This is a genomic window from Panacagrimonas perspica (genome assembly GCF_004364935.1).
Classification (GTDB): Bacteria; Pseudomonadota; Gammaproteobacteria; order Nevskiales; family Nevskiaceae; genus Panacagrimonas; species Panacagrimonas perspica.
Genome location: NZ_SOBT01000010.1, coordinates 129,456 through 142,631, shown reverse-complemented (window position 1 = coordinate 142,631; position 13,176 = coordinate 129,456). Strand labels below are relative to the sequence as shown.

The window sequence follows — 13,176 nt, the reverse complement described above, 5'->3', positions numbered from 1 at the left end:
ACATGCGGCAAACGCGAAAGCCAGAGCGGCAGCGAGCGCTCGCCAGGGTTGCGTCGGAAGTCGTCCGAGGAGACCCACGCTAGGGTCTCGTTTCCGCCGCGATGGTCCTGAGGTCGTTGAGGATGACGTCCGGGTGCAGAAACGCCGCGCTATAGACTTCTCGCACGACGCCCCGCGGATCGATCAGGAACATCTTCAGCATGTGGGCACGCGCTCGCGTTGCTTTGCCTTCCCCATCGTAGAGCACGTCCACATCCTGCCCATATCCGTCCAGGATCGGCTTCAGCGTCCACATCGAGTACGTGGTGAGAAACTTCCACGGTACGGTCTCGTCACGTGCGTTCTGCCCGCCGTAGATGCGCATCGCGTCAGGCGTGTCATTCGTAGGGTCGAACGACAGGCTCACCAGCCGGACGCGGCCCTTCAGTGCAGCGTCGCGGAGCACGCCCTGTTTGACTCCGTCGAGCGTGGCGTACGCCAGAGGACACCCGATCGGATCTGAGCAGTACGTGTAGATGAAGGTGAGCAGGGTCACCGCGTCGTGCGTGTAGCTCGACAGGCGCCTCGGAAAATAATTGCCGTCGAGCACCCACCCGTCCGTCGCTTTTTGAATCGGCGGCAGGCGGTAAGTCCCTACCGCCGGTGGCACGAAATCCTGCACTGGGGGGCTGGGGACGACCTGCGCAAAAGTGACGCAGGGCGCACTACATACCGCCGCAAGCAATGCGGCTACAGGCAGTGCGCCCTTCCAGCTCATTATCGGCGCGAAGTCAGCAGCGACGCGTCGGAGGACGCGACGTCGCTCTTGGCACTGAACTTCATGTGATGAGCGCGGCCAAGCTTGAGTGCGTAGAAGTCCAGTTCGAACTTCTTCGTGAGTTCCTTGCCGTCCCAGTCGTAGGCCTTCAGGAACTGCTCGTCGTCGGCGCCCTTCTTGTCCCATAGGCTGAAGATCGAGGACGTGAAGTACACGCGCTTGCCGTCCCAGCTCTGCGAGACCATGTTGAGCTGCTTGCCGATGACCTTCTCGTAGACCTGCTTCGGCTTCTCAGGGTTGGTCATGTCATAGAAGCGAGCGGTGCCGTCAGAGAAGGTGTTGACCCACAGACCCTTGCCATCCGCATTGATCGAGATGTCGACCGGGAAAGGAACCTTGGACGGGTCGCCGATATTTCCGACGTCCTTGGCCTGCCACTCGCCCTTCGCATCTTCTTTGACCAGCCACAGCTTCGACGTCAACGCCGTCGACGTGATTGCCCAGTCCTGGCCTTCGGCTAGATTCCACCGAATCTCGAGCGGCGCGCCGGGCACGTCCAGCACCTTCTTCGGCTTCATCGCCTTCAGGTCCCAGATCACCATGGTGTTCCCGAAGTTCTTCATTGCAGCCGGGTCGGCCAGCACCTTGCTGAAGTCCATCATGTAGTTGGTCCAGCCGGTGAAGCTGGAGGTCAACAACACGTTCTTGCGCGCGTTGATTGCGATGTCGTAGGCGTAGCCATCGCCTCCGCCGATATCGGCCTGATCCTTGGGCATCGGGTACGTCTCGATCAGCTCGCCTGCGTTGCTATACATCGCCAGACCGCTGACGCCGCTGTGATCCTTCGTGTTGGACAGGGCCTGGATCAGCATCCTTCCCGGCATGGCGTAGTAAGTATGTGGACCAACATACCCCGTCTTTGCTGCGAAATCCGTGATGGTCTTGACGACCTTCGGCTTCGCCGGATCCGTGCCCACGTCGATGATGAAGATCTTGCTGTCGTCGAGACGACCCGCCCAGATGAACTTCCGGTCATCGGAAAATCCAACGTGATGCGCCTCGCCGCGCCCGCCGACAGACAAGGAGTGGATGACCTTTCCATAGGTCTTGCTCTTGGGATCGGAATCGACGGTGACGAGCTTGTCCGACCCGTCGCCCATGCCTTTTACTCCAAGGGTCCAGACGTGCAGGAATTGCTCCTGGCCCTTGATCAGGCGAGACATGTACGGCGAGTTGCAGGTCTCGTCGGCGACTGCCGGTTGGCCGAGGCCAGTGACGAGCATCGCGGCTGTCGCAGCTGCGGTGAAACATTGCTTCAATGTTTTCATTTCAAACTCCTCGGTTCTGATCTGCCGGCGAGTTTCCGTCGGCGGTTCATGGGTGCGTGCAAAACTGGCTACGGCAATGGGCGCTTCGAGTCGTCATCCTGTCGCCCCGTCTGCTATTGCAGATTCGAGGCGACATTCGTTCTGGGGTGTGGAACAGCGCGAGGTCAGTTGAAGCTGTATCCCGGATCCGGCAGGAAACACCTCAGCTTGTTGCCCAGTACCACTTCGACCAAGCACTTGTTGCAGTTCGAGCACTTGCCAGGGTCTTCTCTTCCCTCGAGAACTTCGTTAGGGAAGTTGGGCTCCGCAGCCAGTACTCTTGCCAGGGAAAGCATGTCGGCCGTGCCCTCCTTGACGATCTGATTCATGGTCGCGGGATATTTGTGCCCGCCCGTGAGGATCAGAGGCGTGTCGCCACAGAGAGGCTTCAGGGCGACCGCATGCTTGTACCAGTACGCTTCCTCGAATTTGACGGAATCCCGCATGCCATAAAGCGCGTCGATGAGGCCGGCGGAAATACCGCCCACCGAACTACCGATGCCTTTCTTCAGGGTTCCGATCGGGATCTCGCCCCGGGTCATCATGAAGACGTTGTCGACGATCGTTCCACCGCTGATCTCGATCGCATCCACCAGCTTTGCCACTTCGGGAATGAAAATTCGTGCTTCGTCCAGATTGATCCCGTCGTCCCATGGCTCATCAACGGAGATCTTGGTCCAGACCAGCATGTCCGGGCCTACCGCTTTCCTGACGGCACGGAAAACTTCGTCGAAGAACTTAAAACGCTTTTCCGGCGAACCACCCCACGCGTCAGTTCGCTTGTTGGTGTGTGGTGACAGGAACTGCGCGAGCAGGTAGCCGTGGGCGGCGTTGGGCAGGACGACATCGAAGCCGGCCTTCTTCGCCCTCACTGCCGCGGCTGCGGTGTCCTCGATCGCTTTCCAGATCTCGGCTTCGGTCATCTCACGGCACGCGGCCGCGTACATCGGGCTCGGTCCCATTGCCGACGGGCCCATCACGGCCTCCGCATCGGAGAAGAACAGGTTGGGATTGGCCTGGCGTCCGGCGGCCGCCAGCTGCAGGCCGGCTACGGCGCCGTACGAGTGAATGATGTCGGCCAGCTTCTTCAGCCCGGGGATGTGGCTGTCGCTGTAGGAACCCGTCTGGAACGGCATGCAGCGGGGCAGAGCAACGTTGCTATAGCCCGGGAAGATGCAGCCGGCACCACCGGCGGCTTGGCGCGCAATCCAGGATTCGAGGTCGGCCGTCACCATGCCGCGTTCGGTCGCCATACCCTCGTACATGCCGGAGCGCATCATCCGGTTCTTGAACGTCACCCCACGCATCGTGATGGGGGAGCTGAGCTCTTTCCACTTTGACGGCTTCGTCATCGTGACGGTTTCTTTCTCGCTGATCATTTCGAACTCTCGGTTGGAAATTGTTAGACGGCTGGAAAGTCTGTGTTGACTAGTTCACGACGGCAGCGGTTACCTACTTAGAAGCAGTCGCAGTCCGTCGTAGAAATCGGCGCATGGCCGAGTGAATCAGCCACCGCGAGCCCTTGACAGGCGTTCGCGATGCGAGTGGACAGATCAGGCTGGGGACGGAATCGCGCGTCCGACTGCATAGCGCTGCATGGGGGATCTCCTTTAGTTATTTTGGTGCGACTCATCGCCGGCCCGTGGGCAAGCCGATGTAACGGATGCTTTCAAACCGGGCTGGTCCGAGGTACCCGGACGCGACTCAGTGATACCTAGGGTCTCTACTAGGCACCGTGCGTTGGTCGCCTCTACGGCGCAGGATTTCTGCGCCGCCCTCAATCACGCCGCGCTTATTGCCTCGCCGTTTAGGAACGCGCTGCCGGAGACGTCCACAGGGCGATGGATCGTGTCCATCACAGGGCAGCGGGATTCGACGAGCCGGATGAGTTTCTGGATGTCTTCGGCGTCGGCATTGCTGACGATTCGGGTTTCGAAGGTGATTTTCTGGAAGCCCGGGGGGATCGATTCGTCGATGCCGAACAGTCCGCGCACGTCCATCTGCCCCTTCAAATCTACCGTCACTGAGTCCAGTTCGATACCCATCACGTTGGCGAACAGGCAGTAGGTGATCTCCTGGCAGGTTCCCAGCGAGGCCAAGAGAAGCTCTACCGGATTCGGGCCGGTGTCGGCTCCTGCCAGCTCGGCGGGCTCGTCGACGAGGAGCGCGGTGTGCTTGCGGACCGAAACGCCGCATTGTGTGCTCCGCGTACCTTCCAGAAGGCGCGTCTGGGCTTTGTAGACCACCTTGGCGGCGACTCCCGGATTCTTCTGAAGAGTTGTCGTCATCGTTTGAATCTTGTTGCCAATCGCGGACATGACCATTGGGGCCCCCTGAGCAATTAGTGGAAAGATCAGGGTCCGAAAATGCACGCCCTGAAACTGCCAAAAGTGTCGAGGCCGTGGTCGATGCGAACAACTCGGTTGCGTCATCGGTACGACTAGGGGCATCACCCGTAGCGGCCGGTAGATCCCCTAGTCACGCGCGCAGCAACTTGGGGTGCAGCGCCTCAGGACGGCGTCGAAGGCCGCGCGGTGAGCAGCAGCCGAACCAGGTCGAGAACGGATCGCGCGTGCATCTTCTCCATCACGCGGGCCCGGTGGAATTCCACGGTCTTGGGGCTGATATGCAGCTGCCTGGCGATCACCTTGCTGGACTGTCCCGCCACCACCAAGTCCAGCACTTCCTTTTCCCGCGCCGTCAGCGTCTTCACGCGTTCTTCGGTGACCGCGGAGTCGTCCGTGCCCGCACGACGTTCGACGTCCCTGGCCAGTGCCTTCTGGACGCAGTCCAGGAGTTCCTGGTCGCGGAAAGGCTTTTCGATGAAATCGATCGCGCCGGCCTTGACGGCACGAACGGCGGTCCGCACGTCCCCATGGCCGGTGATAAAGACGGCGGGAATGTTCAAGCCACGCGAGCGCAGGAGTTCGTAGAGATCGATGCCACTCATCCCTGGCATCCGCACGTCCAGCACCAGGCATCCGAAATCCGCGGGATTGGCACTCGTGAGGAACGCTTCCGGCGAGGCATACCTCGTCGCCTCGATGCCGACGGATGACAAGAGCGCACGCAGCGATCTTGCTACTCCTTCATCGTCATCGATGACGCATACCGGTCTCACGCTGCCAACCGCACTTCCGACTGCGGCAGCGTGAATCCGAAGGTGACGCCCTTGTCCGCGTTCGGCCGCACGTAGAGGCGGCCGTCGTGGGCCTCGATGATCGAGCGGCTGATCGAAAGCCCCATCCCCATCCCGTCGACTTTCGTGGTGAAAAACGGATCGAACACCTGGTCGATGTCGTCATCCGCGATGCCGGGGCCGCAATCCTCGACCTCGACCTCGACGCTGCCGACGGGGGTCCGTCGCGTGGAAATGATCACCGCCGGTTGGCCGATGGACTCGGGATACCCCATTGCCTCGACGGCGTTGCGAAGCAGATTGAAGACGACCTGCTCGAGTTCGATCTTGCTGGCGTGAACGACGCCGGTGCCCGCGCCCAGCTGCATTCGGATCGCAACTCCGTGCCGGGCCGCTTCGGGCTTGGCGAGCAGCACCATCATCCGGACGATCTCGTTCACATCGACTGGCGCCTTCGTGGGCTCCGTCCGACTAACCAGGTCGCGCACGTTGCGGATGATCTGGCCTGCGCGCTGTCCCTCTTCGGTAATGGCTTCGAGCGAATCGATGGCGCTTGCCATCTTCTCTGGTGAAGTTCGCATCACCCGCAACGCAGCCGAAGCGTAATTGACGATGGCAGCGAGGGGCTGGTTGAGTTCGTGAGCGAGGCCGGACGCCATTTCACCCATCGAGGTGATGCGCGCCACCCGCGCCAGATCCGAAAGATGACGCTGCGCCCGCTCTTCGGCATTCCGCCGATCCGTGATGTCGCGCGTCAAGGCCAGTGCGGCCAGGATGGTGCCGCTCGAATCGCGCATCGGAACGACATGTGTTTCGAAGAGTCGCTGGTTCCCTGCGGCGCAGCAGAGCCGGAACTCCATCGAGTCGGAATTGCCCTGGAACACGGATGCGGACAGGGTCTGGTACCGCTCGTGATGCTCCGGCGCAATGAAGCTGTACACGGATGTGCCGACGACCTGTGCTGCGCACCGGGCGCCAAGACGGGCGATACCCGCCTGATTCATCGTCAAGATGGTTCCGTTCGCATCGTGCAGCTTCACGCACTCCAGCTGCGACTCGAAGATCGTCTGCAGACGCTGCTCCTTGTCCGACAGCGCGCGCTCGACTTCCGCACGTGCACTCCACTCCTTCCAGAGCCGTCCCTGCGTCGAAAGGAGTTGCCGCCAGAGGATGACCGAGAGCACGAGCAGGCCTGCTACTACCATCAGCAGAACCAGGCTGATCAATACCCATACCGAAGCGGTGATCTGGCCGCCGGCGAGCCAGGCGGCAAGCTGATGCGATGGCTCAGGATCCATGGCTGTATTTCTCGAAAGGCTGGCGAACACCGTAGACGCTCGCCCCGCACGTCTCCGGTGTCAACTGGTAATCGTCCCAGTTCGAGAGCCGGGCGTCCTCAAAGGCGCCTGCCGATCGCGACCCCGAATCCGAACATCTTGTTCGAGATGTCAGCCTCGCCACCGCCCAGCGCGTCCGGGATCGAGCCACGCCCGCGGACGGTCTTTTTGCCGGCGTCAAAACCGTAGCCACTCAGTTCCCAGCCCGCCACGCTCCACGTGGCACCGGCGGTGTAGTGGTCGGTGGGCGTCAGCGGCCCGAGAGGTGCGAAGAAAGTTTCCGATTCATCGATGACCTGGGTGGCGTGCACGTAGCCGGCACGGATCGCAAGCCGAGGATGAGCCTGCCACCGGACCCCGAACTTGTAAGCCTCCTGGTCGTTGTATCCGAACCCCGGGCCGGTATCGGACCCGAGCTTGGCCTCTGTGAATCGGGACAGCCCGTTTCGGAATGCCCGCTGCTTGCGGTAATCGAAACGCTGGGCCTCCATGGAGATCGTCCAGTCGGCGCGTGGCGTGAGTGTGATCCCGCCGCCGAAAATCGCGGGTAGCTCGAGCCTTCCGCCCTCGGCAACCAAGCCGCGATAGTCCTTGTGTCGCTCGGTCATGTTCTTGCTTCGATACCCAAGCCCTGCCGCCAGCCATGGATTGAATTGCGCATGCCATCCCGCCGAGAGTCCGACGTTGAACGCGCCATCCTTGCCCTGATTCGTCACGTGCGAGGGTGCGACCGACGAATCCGAGTTGGCAAGGAATTCCAGGCCCTTCGCGGCGAGCACCTGGTAGCCCAAGTTGATCCCGATTCCCGCGGTGTGGGTCGGTGCGATCCGGTAAGCCAGTGCAGTGGCCAGGCTGGAGGACGCCAGGGTCAGGTTTGTTCGGCCCGCGCCACCGAAGCGCGCATACGGACTGCCGTCATAGTCGGCGCCCAGGCCGGCGCTAAGCATGGTGGCTCCGACGGCCCATCGATCGGACAGGCGCTTCACGAAGCCGGCCTGAGGGATGTAATAGAACTCCCGGCCGTCGGATTTGAACTCGGCATCTGGTCCCGCCGCATTGTCGTGGTGGCTCGCGACCGCCTCGGCGATAAACATGTCGACGCCCAGGTCGTAGCGGCTACCAAGAAGCTGCGCGTGAGCGGGATTGGCGGCCAGACCCATCGATTCCTCTGCGAAGCTGTAGCCCACGCCGCCCATCCCGAGGGATTTCACGCCGTTCCCATGCTCGAACAGCCCGATCGTCGCGTGAGAAGGGACGGCACACGACATGGCAATGGGTATCAACGCGAAGCGGATCGATTTCATGTGGAGTCAGTGAATATACAAATGGAATAACGCTGAGGGTGCGCAGGGAACTCGGAAGTCAGCGTAGAAGGACGACACTGGCACACCGATCGGCCGTGACGCATCGGGATGATCCAGAGGCGGACCTCGGACTCCGCCGGGGTAAATCAGGAGCACCGCCGAACAAAGCGCGGTCCGTGACGCCTACGGCCTCGAGTCGGGCGTGGTCGTGGCTGCGCGTGATCGAACGACATGCCGCGCTTGCCGAGGAGGATCAGCCTGATGAAAAAAAGATAGGTATTCATCGCCACGCGTAGATCTCGCGGGCCACCAGCAGGACGGCGATCACACCACACAGCGCCGAGAACCCGCGGGCCAGCAGCACGCCATCCACCTTCCCCGAAACCATCCTCCCTCCGGCCATGCCGCATACGGCGCCAAACGCGAAAGGCAGGCCCACGTCGAGGGGCAGGCGACCGGCCAGCGCGGCCGATATCGCCGCTCCGGAGGAGACCAGCGCGATGATCAACATCGATGTGGCGATCACCGCGTTCATCGACAAGTCGGTGATTCGGCGCAATGCCGGGACGATGAAGAAGCCGCCACCTACCCCGAAGAGTCCGGACAAAAATCCTGCTCCCACACCGGTGATCGCCAAGGCCTGACCACAGCTCCGGGTCCAGCAGAAGCGCCCCGTGGCAGCGTCCCGCAGGCACGATGCGCCGTCGCCTCCGACGGACTCGGAGACACCGACATGGCTGGATCCCCGGCTTTTCTTCAAGGCAGTGAATGACGCCCACGCGAGCAGAGCCGCAAACGCCACTGTCAGAAGGTGTGGCGGTATGTGTTTGGCGGTCATCAGCCCTGCTGGACTGACCACGACTCCGCACGAAGCGACCAAGATTGCGGCCCGATAGCGGACCTGGCGCTGCCTCAATCCGATCATTGCGCCGACCGCCGCGGAACTGGCGACTGCCAACAGCGCGACAGGACCTGCTTGGGCCACCGTCCAGCCCATCCCGAACATCAGGATGGGAACGGCGATGATCGATCCTCCAGCACCGGTCAGCCCAAGCGTCAGTCCAATACAGATTCCTAACGCGAAGAGAACGAGCATGGCGTCATCGCGGACGGCCGCAAGCCAGGTTGGCTGGAATGGCGACATCCATGAGCTTGGGACTCGGCAGGTTGAGCCCGTTCATGATGTCGATGTATTCCTGCCTGGACTTCCCTGCGATGCGCGGATTGGCTTTCTTCTCTTCGCCGATGCTGGAGGAGGTCCAACCTTTGTAATCGTGCCCGGGGTACAGGATGGTTTCATCCGGAAGCGCGAAGAGTTTCGTCGCGATGGAGTCCCAGGATTTCCCAGGATCTCCGCCCTGAAAGTCGGTTCTTCCGGTGCCGCGAATCAGCAACGCGTCGCCGGTGAAGACGGCGCGCGGCGTGTCGCTGCCCAGCACGTAGCTGAAGGACTCGCTGGTATGCCCCGGCGTGTAGAGCGCCGTCAGCCTGAGCCCATCGAACTCGATCTGCTCGCCGTCGCGGAGGCGACGGGAAACGCACTCTGCCTTGGTGAACTCGCTCATCAACGTCGTACAGTTCGTGACGTCCCGAAGCGCGCCCAGGCCGGTGATGTGGTCTGCGTGCGTGTGCGTGTCCAGTGCATACGCCAGCTGCAGATCCAGCGCGGAGAAGAGGGCGAGGTAGTCCTCCATCTTCTCGCGTACCGGATCGATGATGGCGGCCGCACGCCCCGGCCCGGAGGCCAGGACGTACGTGTATGTCGACGAGACCGAATCGAACAATTGCCGGAAGATCACGACTAGGTCGCCCTGCGGACCCCGTCCGGCATCGCCGCTGCGGTGCCACCCTTAGGGAGCAGAAACCAGAGCACGGCCGCCATGGCGAACAGAGCAGGGACGTCACCGATCAGGTTCGCGTGCTCATGATGATCATGCGTTGCCTGGGCGGCCATGATTCCCGCATGTACAACGCTCGACCAGATCGTGAACTGGATGAGGCTCCGGTGCTCACGCGGCTTTCGCGACGCGATGATCAGAAAGATTCCCATCGTCGCGTAGATGCCCTGAATCATCTGCTCGTACTCGGTCTGTCGCGGTTCCCACGCCCAGCCGTCCGGCCACAGCCAGTTCATGAGCGGGTATAGACCGACCAGCAGAAACAGGCCAAACACCATCAACGCCACCTTCAGGTATTTCTCTCGTGTCTCGTCTTTCATACGACCGTCTCCATTTTGATGAGCGCATCGGGCTGCCGATGCGACAAGGGGCGCCCGGCCCTCACCGCATTTGCCGTGCCAAATCGCAAAACTGTCGGCATGGCTTTCGAATCAGAAACTTGCAGTGCGATGGCAACGCGCCGCAACCCGTGGATCCTTGTGGCGCTGCCACATTGGCAGTCGTTGGCAGTTGAATGGACTGCCAAGGCTGTCATGGCTTCTTGTCGCTGGAACGCAGGCGTCGATAGAGCGTGCGCTCGCTCAGTCCCAGCTTCCTGGCGAGCTCGCTTCGTGTTCCGCTGAAGGTGGAAAGCGCGTCTGCCATGTTCTCGGGCACCGGTGGCGGCGCGACCCGCGGCGGGGCAGCCGCATGCTCGAGAAGAGCAAGTGGAAGTTCACGAGTGGTGATCTCGCCGTCGCCGACGAAGAGCCGCGCACGCTCGAGAATGTTCCGCAGCTCGCGGATGTTTCCGGGAAAGGGATAGGCCCTCATGGCCTTGATTGCCTCGGGATGAATACCGGACGGCCTGCCCGGCCCCATTCTCCTCAGCAGGCTCTCGGCGAGAAGCGCGATGTCGTCCTGTCGCTCGCGAAGCGCGGGGAGATGGATCGGGTAGCCGCTGAGTCGATAGTAGAGATCCTGGCGGAAGAGACCCTGCTCGACCATCTTCTCGAGTGGCTTGTGGGTGGCCGCCACCAGGCGGAAGTCGGAGTGCTGCGTTTCGTTGGCGCCGACGCGTCGAAAAGTCCCGGATTCAATTAGGCGAAGAAGCTTCACCTGCATGGGTAGCGGCACGTCGCCGATCTCGTCGAGGAACAAGGTTCCGCCGTGGGCGGTTTCCGCCAATCCGACCTTGCGCGCTGAAGCCCCCGTGAACGATCCGCGCTCGTGGCCGAAGATCTCGCTTTCGAACAGCGTCTCGCTGAGCCCCGTGCAGTCGACGATCACGAAGGGGCCGCGCGCTCGCGGGCTTGCGCGGTGCAGGGCGGTTGCGAACAGTTCCTTCCCTGTCCCGGACTCGCCCTGCAGCAGTACCGGAATCTGCGACGGCGCGGCCCTCTGCAGCGCCGCAATCGCAAGGTTGAACGACTCCGAGCGCCCGACCAGGCCGTCATCACGCGGCTGTGCTGAAACCGCACTGACCTCGGAGAGGCGCTCGACGTAGGCGATGATCGTCGACGCATCGTCGAGGATGGGTCGCAGTTCGACGGCGACGTGCTCGGGCCCTCGTGGTGTGTGATGGATGTGAAGGACACGGTCGATGGTCTTGGTCTCCGACGCGCGTTTCATTGGACAGTGTTCGCCCGCCTGATCGCAGGGCACGCTGTACTGGTGCGACACCCGGTAGCACTTCTGGCCAATGTGCGTGGCCTTGTTCCCGCCAAACCGCGCCTGGTACGCCGAGTTGGCCGAAAGGATGTTGTAGTCCGGATCGAGCAGGATTGTCGGAGTCGCGTCGTGCTCCAAGTAGGACACCAGGGCTGACAGGCGCAAAGCGTTGTCCGTCATCGGACGACTCCATCCGTCCCGGCGAGGCACTGCGTCGCACGCGGCGCTGCCAACACTGCCAACGCTGCCACTTGGCAGTCTGTTCGGCCACGCGTCGAATCGTCAACAATCGCTGCGGATCCATTTTGTCCCGCGCTTTCAATGAGGTTTTGATTTTCGCGCAGGGCGGCATGTTTCCTGAGTGGTGAACCGAAAAGCCGACCCGCGTAGCCGCGGGACCCCAGCAAGGAGACTCGATGATGATGGCCAATGGAGTGGATGCGCCTGCCTCGAACAGCAGTCCGTCGAAGACGTTCCACGACGTTCTGATCGTCGGCGGTGGCGCGGCGGGCACGACCGTGGCGTCGTTGTTGAAGCGGCGCCAGCCGGGGCTCGACATCGCCGTGATCGAACCTTCGAAGGACCATTGGTACCAGCCGGCGTGGACGTTGGTCGGCGCTGGCGCCTTCGATGTCGAGAAGACGCGCAGACCGACCCAGTCGTTCATTCCTCGGGGAGTGAAGTGGATCCAGCGCCGTGCGATCGGATTTGCGCCGACCGAGAATCGCGTCGATCTCGACGACGGCAGCAGCGTGTCCTATGGATCGCTCGTCGTCGCGCTCGGCATCCAGCTCGATTGGCACAAGATCGAGGGGCTCGAGGCGACCTTGGGCAAGAACGGTGTTTCGAGCAACTACCGAGCGGATACCGCCCCGTATACGTGGAAATGCATCCGCGAGTTCCAAGGCGGCCGGGCACTCTTCACGCAGCCCGCCATGCCGATCAAGTGCGCGGGCGCGCCGCAGAAAATCCTGTACATGGCGGCCGACCGTTTCAAGACGCGTGGGCTGAATGCGGACATGAGCTTCTTCACGCCCGGCGCCGCCATCTTCGGTGTGCCTTTCTACGCCAAGGCACTCGACAAAGTCGTAGCGTCGTACGGCATCACGCCCAAATTCGGCCACAACCTGGTCGCCGTGGATGGCTTGCGTCGTCGAGCCACATTCGACGTCACCATTGACGGCAAGACGACCCGTGAGGATTCGGGGTTCGATTTCCTCCATGTGGTTCCGCCGCAGTCCGCGCCCGAGGTACTCAAGGGAAGTCCGCTGGCGGACGCCGCCGGCTGGGTGAGCGTGGACAAGCAGACCCTCCGACACACGCAGTTCTCCAACGTCTTCGGTCTCGGAGACTGCACCAACACGCCCAACAGCAAGACTGCGGCGGCGGTTCGCGCGCAGGCGCCGGTGGTCGCTGCCAACCTCCTCAGTGCTCGCGAGGGCAGCGAGTTGCAGGCCCGATACGACGGATACGCCTCGTGCCCGCTCACCACGTCGGTGGGCCGCATCATGCTTGCCGAGTTTGCGTACGACGGAGTCGTGACGCCCAGCTTCCCAATCGACCCGCGTGTCCCCAGGCGTGCTTATTGGTGGCTGAAGAAATCCTATTTGCCGTCGTTGTATTGGCAGATGCTCAAGGGCTCGCTCGGGCCGGACTGGCACGCCGCGCGGACGTTCCCGGAGGCGGTACCCGCAATACATCCCTAGGGGCGATGAGGAGAGCAT

12 protein-coding genes are annotated in these 13,176 nt (G+C 62.0%); 1 reads left to right on the top strand and 11 read right to left on the bottom strand.

Going from position 1 to position 13,176, the window contains the following annotated elements:
* Window positions 1-79 precede the first annotated feature (79 nt).
* The 11 genes from DFR24_RS17395 to DFR24_RS17345 form a co-directional block, all read right to left on the bottom strand.
* On the bottom strand, window positions 80-757 hold the full coding sequence (locus DFR24_RS17395) for an SCO family protein (protein WP_133882698.1): 678 nt from the start codon (window positions 755-757) through the stop codon (window positions 80-82).
* Window positions 757-2,085 (bottom strand): methanethiol oxidase, encoded by a 1,329-nt coding sequence (locus DFR24_RS17390; protein ID WP_210772547.1) that lies wholly within the window; start codon window positions 2,083-2,085, stop codon window positions 757-759. The genes DFR24_RS17395 and DFR24_RS17390 overlap by 1 nt, the downstream gene beginning before the upstream one ends.
* Window positions 2,086-2,249: 164 nt before the next feature.
* A complete protein-coding gene (locus DFR24_RS17385) occupies window positions 2,250-3,503 on the bottom strand; it encodes an NADH:flavin oxidoreductase (RefSeq protein ID WP_210772546.1) in 1,254 nt (417 codons plus the stop codon).
* Between the two features lie 402 nt (window positions 3,504-3,905).
* Entirely contained in the window at window positions 3,906-4,412 is a 507-nt protein-coding gene (locus DFR24_RS17380) for an OsmC family protein (RefSeq protein WP_211346627.1), read from the bottom strand.
* Between the two features lie 221 nt (window positions 4,413-4,633).
* Complete coding sequence (locus DFR24_RS17375; protein ID WP_133882696.1) at window positions 4,634-5,245, bottom strand: response regulator transcription factor; 612 nt, start codon at window positions 5,243-5,245, stop codon at window positions 4,634-4,636.
* The gene (locus DFR24_RS17370; protein WP_133882695.1) at window positions 5,242-6,591 is read right to left on the bottom strand and encodes a PAS domain-containing sensor histidine kinase; all 1,350 of its coding nucleotides are present in this window, start codon (window positions 6,589-6,591) and stop codon (window positions 5,242-5,244) included. Before DFR24_RS17370 ends, DFR24_RS17375 begins: the two co-directional genes overlap by 4 nt.
* A 68-nt stretch (window positions 6,592-6,659) precedes the next feature.
* Entirely contained in the window at window positions 6,660-7,904 is a 1,245-nt protein-coding gene (locus DFR24_RS17365) for an OmpP1/FadL family transporter (protein ID WP_133882694.1), read from the bottom strand.
* 280 nt (window positions 7,905-8,184) lie between these two features.
* Window positions 8,185-9,000, bottom strand: a complete 816-nt coding sequence (locus DFR24_RS17360) for a sulfite exporter TauE/SafE family protein (protein WP_133882693.1) — start codon at window positions 8,998-9,000, stop codon at window positions 8,185-8,187.
* A 4-nt stretch (window positions 9,001-9,004) separates the two neighbouring features.
* A complete protein-coding gene (locus DFR24_RS17355) occupies window positions 9,005-9,703 on the bottom strand; it encodes an MBL fold metallo-hydrolase (RefSeq protein ID WP_133882692.1) in 699 nt (232 codons plus the stop codon).
* A gap of 2 nt (window positions 9,704-9,705) precedes the next feature.
* Window positions 9,706-10,122 (bottom strand): DUF6632 domain-containing protein, encoded by a 417-nt coding sequence (locus tag DFR24_RS17350; protein WP_133882691.1) that lies wholly within the window; start codon window positions 10,120-10,122, stop codon window positions 9,706-9,708.
* Between the two features lie 211 nt (window positions 10,123-10,333).
* A complete protein-coding gene (locus DFR24_RS17345) occupies window positions 10,334-11,632 on the bottom strand; it encodes a sigma-54 interaction domain-containing protein (RefSeq protein WP_133882690.1) in 1,299 nt (432 codons plus the stop codon).
* 242 nt (window positions 11,633-11,874) lie between these two features.
* Between DFR24_RS17345 and DFR24_RS17340 the strand changes: the two genes are divergently transcribed.
* Window positions 11,875-13,158, top strand: coding sequence for an NAD(P)/FAD-dependent oxidoreductase (locus tag DFR24_RS17340; RefSeq protein ID WP_133883104.1), 1,284 nt, complete (start codon window positions 11,875-11,877; stop codon window positions 13,156-13,158).
* The last annotated feature ends 18 nt before the right edge of the window (window positions 13,159-13,176 follow it).

What these genes read in the sequence shown, in the direction of transcription:
- DFR24_RS17395 (WP_133882698.1), bottom strand. Translation starts at nt 757, where the DNA reads ATGAGCTGGAAGGGCGCACTGCCTGTAGCCGCATTGCTTGCGGCGGTA.
- DFR24_RS17390 (WP_210772547.1), bottom strand. Translation starts at nt 2,085, where the DNA reads ATGAAAACATTGAAGCAATGTTTCACCGCAGCTGCGACAGCCGCGATG.
- DFR24_RS17385 (WP_210772546.1), bottom strand. Translation starts at nt 3,503, where the DNA reads ATGATCAGCGAGAAAGAAACCGTCACGATGACGAAGCCGTCAAAGTGG.
- DFR24_RS17380 (WP_211346627.1), bottom strand. Translation starts at nt 4,412, where the DNA reads ATGACGACAACTCTTCAGAAGAATCCGGGAGTCGCCGCCAAGGTGGTC.
- DFR24_RS17365 (WP_133882694.1), bottom strand. Translation starts at nt 7,904, where the DNA reads ATGAAATCGATCCGCTTCGCGTTGATACCCATTGCCATGTCGTGTGCC.
- DFR24_RS17360 (WP_133882693.1), bottom strand. Translation starts at nt 9,000, where the DNA reads ATGCTCGTTCTCTTCGCGTTAGGAATCTGTATTGGACTGACGCTTGGG.
- DFR24_RS17350 (WP_133882691.1), bottom strand. Translation starts at nt 10,122, where the DNA reads ATGAAAGACGAGACACGAGAGAAATACCTGAAGGTGGCGTTGATGGTG.
- DFR24_RS17345 (WP_133882690.1), bottom strand. Translation starts at nt 11,632, where the DNA reads ATGACGGACAACGCTTTGCGCCTGTCAGCCCTGGTGTCCTACTTGGAG.
- DFR24_RS17340 (WP_133883104.1), top strand. Translation starts at nt 11,875, where the DNA reads ATGGCCAATGGAGTGGATGCGCCTGCCTCGAACAGCAGTCCGTCGAAG.